The organism is Nocardioides sp. (assembly GCF_034670285.1).
Lineage (GTDB): Bacteria > Actinomycetota > Actinomycetes > Propionibacteriales > Nocardioidaceae > Nocardioides.
This window is the reverse complement of sequence record NZ_JAXMNS010000185.1, coordinates 1-7067: the sequence shown is the minus strand read 5'-3', so window position 1 is coordinate 7067 and position 7067 is coordinate 1. Positions and strand designations below refer to the sequence as shown.

Below are 7067 nucleotides of genomic sequence, written 5' to 3'. Positions count from 1 at the left end.
AGTACGCGCCGACTCGGCATCACAGGAGGTCCGCGCCCGGGGCCGGAAAACGTCAGGCATGCGGATTTCGGCCGGACCCTCACCCAGAGGGTTGACGGGGGCACTGAGAGAATGGGCGCATGACGACTCGACCAGCCGCGACCGACGTGCTCGTGGTCGGCGCTGGTCCGGCCGGATCGGCTGCCGCGGCCTGGGCGGCGCGAGCCGGGCTCGACGTGGTGCTGGCCGATGCGGCCGTCTTCCCACGTGACAAGACCTGCGGCGACGGGCTCACCCCGCGCGCGGTCGGCGAGCTCAGCCGTCTCGGCCTCGAGGACTGGTTGCGGGCCCACACGGTCAACCAGGGCCTGCGCGCCCACGGCTTCGGCCAGACCCTCCACCTGCCCTGGCCCGGTGGCACGCTGCCCTCCTGGGGGAGTGCGGTGGCGCGCACCGAGCTCGACGACCACCTGCGCACGACCGCGATCAAGAGCGGCGCCACGGCTCTCGACGGCGCTCGCGCGGTCGACGTACGACGGGAGGGTGAGCGGGTCGCCGCCGTCGTCTTCCGCCAGGGCGAGGACACCTTCGAGATCGCCTGCCAGCGCCTCGTGGTCGCCGACGGCGTCCGCTCGCCGCTGGGCAAGATGCTCGGCCGCGAGTGGCACCGCGACACCGTCTACGGCGTCGCCGGTCGCGCCTACATCAGCTCGGAGCGCTCCGACGACCCGTGGATCAGCTCGCACCTCGAGCTGCGCGGTGAGGACGGCGACATCCTCTCCGGCTATGGCTGGATCTTCCCGCTGGGCAACGGCGAGGTGAACATCGGCGTGGGCACCCTGGCCACCGCCAAGCGTCCCGCCAACATCGCGATCAAGCCGCTGATGAGCTACTACACCGACGAGCGGCGCGAGGAGTTCGGGCTCTCCGGTGACCTGCGCGCCCCGACGTCGGCCCTGCTCCCGATGGGTGGCGCGGTCAGCAACGTCGCCGGTCCCAACTGGGCGCTGATCGGCGACGCCGCCGGCTGCGTCAACCCGCTCAACGGAGAGGGCATCGACTACGGCCTCGAGACCGGCCGGTTGCTCGTCGACATGCTCGCCGAGCGTGAGCACCTCGCCTCGGCCTGGCCGGCCCTGCTGCGTGACCACTACGGCGAGTCGTTCTCGATCGCCCGCCGCCTCGCCGGCCTCGTGACGGTGCCGCGGCTCCTGCCGGCCCTCGGACCGGTCGGGATGCGCTCGGACCTGATGATGACCCTCGCCCTGCGCTGGATGGGCAACCTCGTCACCGACGAGGACCGCGACCGTGCCGCCCGCGTGTGGCGCTGGGCCGGACGGCGTTCGCTGGCTCGCGACCACCGACCCCCGTTCTCCTGAGCCGCTCCCCGAGGAGAGCAGCGAGGCTCAGACCGGGGTGCACACCCAGGTGACGCGGGTTCCCTTGTGGTACTGGATGACCGGGCCAGTGGCGTAGCCGCGCTCGGCGATGAAGCCTGGCCAGTCGAAGCGTTCGTCGATGGTGTAGCCGTGCACCTTCAGCATCATCCTGAGGGCGCCGACCGTGGGGCGCCCGGTGAGCATGTGTCCCTGGTGGCCGTGCACGCCGTCGGCGCTGGCCGACTCCATGGAGGTGTCCTCGTTGAAGATCCGCACGAACTTGCCACGCCTGGGGTGCACCGCGGTGTCGATCAGCACGCGCTCCGGCTCGAGGGCGCGGATCCCGTTGAGGAGCTCGGCGTAGCGCAGCGTGTGGTATTGAAGCCCAGGCACATCACGACGTCGACCTCGATGCCGTGTCGCGCCGGGTCGGCGAGGACCTCGAAGACGTCGGCGTCGATGAAGCGGTACTGGTCCTTGGAGACTCCGTAGTGCTGGAAGGTCTCCTCGGCGTTGCTGACCAGCGCCGAGTTGGCCTCGACACCGGTGACGTGGCTGGCCCCCGCGGTCTTGAGCGCCGCGAACGACCACCGTCCGTCGTGGCTGGCGATGTCGAGCACACGCTTTCCTCGCAGCAGGTGCGCGTGCTGGGCGATCATCGCCTCCTGTCGGATGTCGAGGCGTCGCTGACCCGCAGCCGTCACGCTGGTGTCGAGGAATCGCGGGTACTCGTCGAAGAACACAAGACTTCTCTCATCAGGTCTCGGGCGGGTCGCCGACCGGCGATTCGCGCTGGCCCTCGATGCTCGCATCTCGCGGCGGACGGGCCCATCGGGGCGCGCCGGGACGCCGGGGCGTCGGTCGACCCTCACCCGGTGGCGCCGGCGGCGACTGAGAGGATCTGAGCATGATGTCTCGACCAGCCGCGACCGACGTGCTCGTGGTGCTGGCCTGCCACCCCCGACCCCCGGTCTCCTGACGGGCTCCGCGACCATGCGTCACGCCTTGCGCGAGCCCGTCTACCTCGGGGCGATCGCGGCCGGCAAGGTCGCCTTCGCCTCGGTCGGACTGACTGTCCGCGCCGGCGGAGCCGAGCACCTGCCGCGCAGCGGCCCGGTCGTGCTCGCCAGCACCCACGTGTCGTTTCCCGACTTCCTCTTCGTCGGCGACGCCCTCCTGAGCACCGGGCGCCTGGTGCGCTTCCTCAGCCGCGGCGACGTCTGGGGGTCACCGGTCGGACGCGCCATGGACGTCATGCGACACGTCCCGGTCGACCGCCAGGCACCCGCGGCGGCCTACCTGCGCGCGCGCCGGCTGCTCGAGGACGACCAGGTCGTGTGCCTCTTTCCCGAGGCGGGCATCTCGGCGGCGTACGTCGTGCGCGCGCTGATGCCGGGAGCGGTCGCGCTCGCCCGCGAGACCGGCGCCCCGCTGCTGCCGGTGAACGTGTGGGGCGGCCAACGGCTGTGGGGCCAGAAGCGGGCCCTCGACGCACCCTTCCCTCGCCCGATCATCACCCGCGGTCGCACGATCGACGTCCGGATCGGCGAGCCGATCCACGTCCCGCCGACCGCGGACGTCGTCGAGACCACCCGGTTGCTCGGCGAGCGCCTGCACGCCGTGCAGGAGGACCTGCAGCAGCTGCCCGAGCACCGACCGCGGCCGGGGGAGTACGCCCCGTGGTACCCCGCGCACCTCGGCGGGGACGGCGTGGAGCGGGTGGAGTCCTTCGCCCTCGACGCCATGCCGACCAGCGCGGTCGCCCCGACGTGGGGACCCCTTGGTTGACGTTGGATAGCGTTGGTCCCATGGCTCAGCAGGTGCAACGGGTGGCGGCGTACGCCGTCGTCGTCCGCGACGGCCTGATCCTGCTCAGTCGCCTCGCGCCGCGCGTCTCGCGGCACGAGCAGTGGACCCTCCCCGGAGGTGGCCTCGACCACGGCGAGGACCCGCGCGACGCGGTCGTGCGCGAGGTGTACGAGGAGACCGGACTGGCCGTCACCATCGGTGAGACCGCCCGCACCTACTCCCTGCACCTGCCCGACACGTGGCGCCGGGGGCGTCGGGTCGACGCCCACTCGCTCCGGATCGTGTACGACGGCTGGGTGCCGGCCGACTCGCCCCCGCCGCGGGTCATCGAGGTCGACGGCTCGACGATCGAGGCCGCCTGGCACCCGGTCTCGGCGGTGCTCGACGGGTCGCTGCCGACCGTGTCGCTGGTGCGGGAGGCCCTGGCGGGCTACCGGCCGCACCGGTTTCAGCGCGTCGCTGCCTATGCCCTGATCACGCGCGACGAGCCGGTGCCCGCAGTCCTGCTGACGCGCATCTCGGCCCGGGGCTTCCACACCGGCTCCTGGTCGCTGCCCGGCGGGGGAGTGGAGCACGCCGAGTCGCCGACGGCGGCGCTCCGGCGAGAGATCCTGGAGGAGACGGGACTCGTGGCCGAGGTCGACGGGCTCCTCGCTGTCGGCGACGTCGCCGTCCAGGGCACGGCACCGTCGGGTCGCGACGAGGAGTTCCACTCCATCGGCATCGTCTACGCCGCCCGGGTGCCCGACGGGTCGCACGCCGTGCTGGTGGAGAAGGGCGGCACCACCGACGCGGTCGACTGGGTGCCGATCGCCGACATCGAGGACGGCTCGGTCGAGGTCCTCGATCTCGTGCGTCAGTCGTTGACGATGGCTCGCGGCCGGGGCTGACGAGTCGTCAGCGGGCCGGGGCCTCCACCGGGTCCGGCTCGGTGTCGGTCTCGGGGTCGACAGCAGTCACAGTGGGCAGCTGCTCGACAGGACCGCCGTCGACCGACGCGAAGACCGGGAGGTCACCGGTCTCGACCCAGTCGAGCTGGGTGCGGATGGCGGGAGCCGGGAGCGGCACCAGGTCGGCGCGCTCGGCGACCTCGGCGGCGTTGCGCAGGTGGAAGGCGAGGTAGTCGGCGACCTCGGGCCGCTTGACCGACCGAGTGGTCGCGGTGAGGAACAGGTGGCGCGACAGCGGGTAGGCGCCGTTCGCGATGCTCGCCCCGGTGGGCAGGATGCAGGAGCGCTGCCGGTCGCCGTCGGCGACCTCGATCTCGAAGGGGCGCAGCACGTCGGCGTCCGTGACGGCCCGGCTGCGCGAGAAGAGGCCCAGCGTGCCGTTCGTCGCCTCGACCCGTGCCGCGGCACCCGTCAGCCGCTCGTAGCGCTCGGCGACGGGCGCGAGGAGTAGACGCAGCCGGTCGACCTCGTCCACGGCCGCGCGGCGCTCGGCGTAGGCCCGACCGGTCGGGGCATCGGTGCCGGCGACCGCGGCGCGCGCCGCGTCGAGGGCACGGGTGGCGGCCGCCAGTGCGCTTCGCAGGGCTGCGCGTCGCCGCTGCACCTGGGGCAGGTAGCGGGTGGTGAGGTCGCGGTCGGAGGCCGACCCGGCCACGAGGTCGCGGACGGCGGTCTCGTCGGGCAGGGCGCGGTAGTCGGGTGCGAGGTCGTCGCGGGTCGGCTCCGAGACGTCGAGGACGAGACGGCCGAGCGAGCGCATCGCCTCGGAGTCGACGTCGGGGCCGGCGGTGCGCAGCGGCACCTCGTCGAAGCCGTCGCCGACCTCGGACCAGTCGGACACGGCGTCGTCGGCAGAGAGGATCCGCGCGAGCTGGTCGGTGTCGAGACAGTCGCCGCCCACGTCGGAGCCGGTCCTGATCGCCACCACGACGGCGTCCGAGGCCACGCGCAGCTGGACGACGTCGAGTCCCTGCGCACGGCAGCTCTCCCACTCCTCGGCCGAGATCGGACGAGCGGAGTCGACGAGGTCGACCTCCCCGACGCAGAGGCGCTGGAAGGCGCGGGACTCGTCGGCGGGCGCCTGCACCACCTGTGTCTCGCTGGCCTCGGAGAAGGCCGGCAGGACCCCAGCTGACACGACGCTGGGCGCGCCGGCGACCTCGATGCGTCCGGGCACCGGGTCGGGCAACGTGCCGACGAGGATCGTGTCGGCGGCGGCTGGAGCCGGCGACGTGCTGGGGATGACCGGGTCGCGGCCGGTGCGGTCGAGCGAGGGGATCTCGGAGGGGCCACCGGGGGTGGGGTCCCCTCCGGTGCACCCGCTCAGCGTGAGGACGGCGGCGAGCGCGAGGCTGCCGGTGCGGGTGCGGCTCACCGGGTGTCCCCGTCGTCGGTGGGCCCGTCGGTGGGCCCGTCAGTGGGCTCGTCAGTGAGGTCGTCAGCGGGGTAGGCGAGGCGGTCCTCGGGATCGAAGTCGACGACGAGGAAGTCGTCGAGGCCGATGCCGGAGAGCTCGTCGCCCCCGAGCAGGGGGGCCTGCCCGGCCTCCGTGCGTTCGGCGTACAGCGTCGGCACGGGTGCCTCGTCGACGACGACGGCGCCGTAGGTCTTGAGGGCACGGACGAGGAGCATGGCGCGCAGCTGCACCTCGGGGGTCCACTCCTGCGGTCGCCCGGTGGCCGGGTCGACGGGCCGGGTGAGGCGGAACGCCGGACGCAGGTAGATGCGTGCGCCCTGGGGCAGCGAGCTGGCAGCGCCGGTGCCGTCGGTCGACGAGGCAGGCTGGAGGAACGAGCCCGAGGCGGTGCCGGGCAGGCTGATCGCGAGCGCGTGCTCGACGGCCCCGCGGTCCAGCTCGTCGCGGCGGATCAGTCCACCGAGCAGGGGCAGGCCGGAGCCCCGCGCGCCCACGCCGTACGGCTGCTGGAAGCCGGGACCGTCGAGGTCCCACTCGCGCATCAGCTCGTAGGAGATCGAGCCGTCGTCCTCACGCCGCGCGCGGCGCAGGTCGCGCACGGTGCGCTCGGCGACGTCGACCACGGTGTACCAACCGTCGTAGCGCGGATCGGGGTCGACGTCGGTGGGGAGGTCGAGGAGCAGCTCGCCGGCGCCGTCGCCGCACCGCGCCTGACGGCACCTGACGACCGTGGGTTCGCCGTCGGTGACGACCGGCACGCTGCGCCCCCAGGTCTGGATGAGGAGCGCGTCCTCGCCGGGGCGCAGGCCGAGTGCGACCTCGCGCAACAGTCCGGTCGAGCGGGGGTGCACGCCACGGTCGTCGGCGAAGGTGTTCCACGGACCGAGGACGCTGAAGACCGTGTCGGGCAGCGGCGCCGGCTCGGAGCCGACCCGCGTGCTCAGGCCGGCGCCGTTCTCGTCCGCGGCCGGGGTCGCGCCCGTCGACGCGGAGTCGGTGGACGTGCAGCCGAGCGCCAGCGACCCGACGGCGGCCGCCAGCAGGACGCGCGCGCGGACCGTGCCGCTCACAGGTCCCGTGGACCGCGGGTGGAAGCGGGCCCGGAGATGATGTTGGACTCGATCGTCTCGGCGAAACGGGAGAACGTCTCTCCGATCTCGCGCAGCTGGTCGGCCTCGACCGGCGAACGCTGCTCGCCGGTGCGCATGCGAGCCGCGGCGATGATCGCGTGTGCCTCGCGTCGCGCGTGCAGGCGGATCAGCTCGGCATCGAGCTCGGCCTGAGCCGTCAGCAGCTCGCTGCGGCGGCCGGACTCGAGCTCGATCGACTCGAGGTGGCGCTCGTGGGCCTCGCCGACCGCTCGCATCGAGGCGATGACCGCGGCCGCCACCCCGGCCACCGAGTCGTCGTGGGGCTCGTCGGCTCCCGTCGGTCGCAGCGCTCCGGAGGTGCGGGCGAGGGCAGTCGACGGCCGCACGGTGACCGGTCGCGGGGAGGTGAAGGACGTCGCCGACGGCGGGACCATGTCAGCAA

General features: G+C 73.2%; 8 protein-coding genes. 3 read left to right on the top strand and 5 right to left on the bottom strand.

The annotated features are described in order from the left end of the window. Positions 1-119 precede the first annotated feature (119 nt). On the top strand, positions 120-1358 hold the full coding sequence (locus VOI19_RS10720; RefSeq protein ID WP_323792956.1) for a geranylgeranyl reductase family protein: 1239 nt from the start codon (positions 120-122) through the stop codon (positions 1356-1358). Between the two features lie 27 nt (positions 1359-1385). Here the strand turns inward: VOI19_RS10720 and VOI19_RS10715 are convergent, their stop codons facing one another. Together VOI19_RS10715 and VOI19_RS10710 are read right to left on the bottom strand one after the other, a co-directional pair. Next, on the bottom strand, positions 1386-1676 hold the full coding sequence (locus VOI19_RS10715; RefSeq protein ID WP_323792955.1) for a hypothetical protein: 291 nt from the start codon (positions 1674-1676) through the stop codon (positions 1386-1388). Then, positions 1670-2101, bottom strand: coding sequence for a methyltransferase domain-containing protein (locus VOI19_RS10710; RefSeq protein ID WP_323792954.1), 432 nt, complete (start codon positions 2099-2101; stop codon positions 1670-1672). The genes VOI19_RS10715 and VOI19_RS10710 overlap by 7 nt, the downstream gene beginning before the upstream one ends. A 262-nt stretch (positions 2102-2363) precedes the next feature. Between VOI19_RS10710 and VOI19_RS10705 the strand changes: the two genes are divergently transcribed. Both VOI19_RS10705 and VOI19_RS10700 read left to right on the top strand, forming a co-directional pair. Further along, the gene (locus VOI19_RS10705; RefSeq protein ID WP_323792953.1) at positions 2364-3146 is read left to right on the top strand and encodes a lysophospholipid acyltransferase family protein; all 783 of its coding nucleotides are present in this window, start codon (positions 2364-2366) and stop codon (positions 3144-3146) included. 20 nt (positions 3147-3166) lie between these two features. Beyond that, on the top strand, positions 3167-4057 hold the full coding sequence (locus VOI19_RS10700; protein ID WP_323792952.1) for an NUDIX domain-containing protein: 891 nt from the start codon (positions 3167-3169) through the stop codon (positions 4055-4057). Positions 4058-4064: 7 nt separating this feature from the next. Here VOI19_RS10700 and VOI19_RS10695 read toward each other — a convergent pair whose 3' ends face one another. The 3 genes from VOI19_RS10695 to VOI19_RS10685 all read right to left on the bottom strand — a co-directional run. Continuing rightward, complete coding sequence (locus VOI19_RS10695) at positions 4065-5492, bottom strand: PstS family phosphate ABC transporter substrate-binding protein (RefSeq protein ID WP_323792951.1); 1428 nt, start codon at positions 5490-5492, stop codon at positions 4065-4067. Beyond that, positions 5489-6604 carry a hypothetical protein gene (locus VOI19_RS10690; RefSeq protein ID WP_323792950.1) on the bottom strand — a complete coding sequence of 372 codons (1116 nt, stop codon included), beginning with the start codon at positions 6602-6604 and terminating at the stop codon, positions 5489-5491. The genes VOI19_RS10695 and VOI19_RS10690 overlap by 4 nt, the downstream gene beginning before the upstream one ends. Beyond that, positions 6601-7067: hypothetical protein (locus tag VOI19_RS10685; RefSeq protein ID WP_323792949.1), on the bottom strand; the 467-nt coding region annotated here is incomplete at its 5' end. The genes VOI19_RS10690 and VOI19_RS10685, both read right to left, overlap by 4 nt.

What these genes read in the sequence shown, in the direction of transcription:
- VOI19_RS10720 (WP_323792956.1), top strand. Translation starts at nt 120, where the DNA reads ATGACGACTCGACCAGCCGCGACCGACGTGCTCGTGGTCGGCGCTGGT.
- VOI19_RS10700 (WP_323792952.1), top strand. Translation starts at nt 3,167, where the DNA reads ATGGCTCAGCAGGTGCAACGGGTGGCGGCGTACGCCGTCGTCGTCCGC.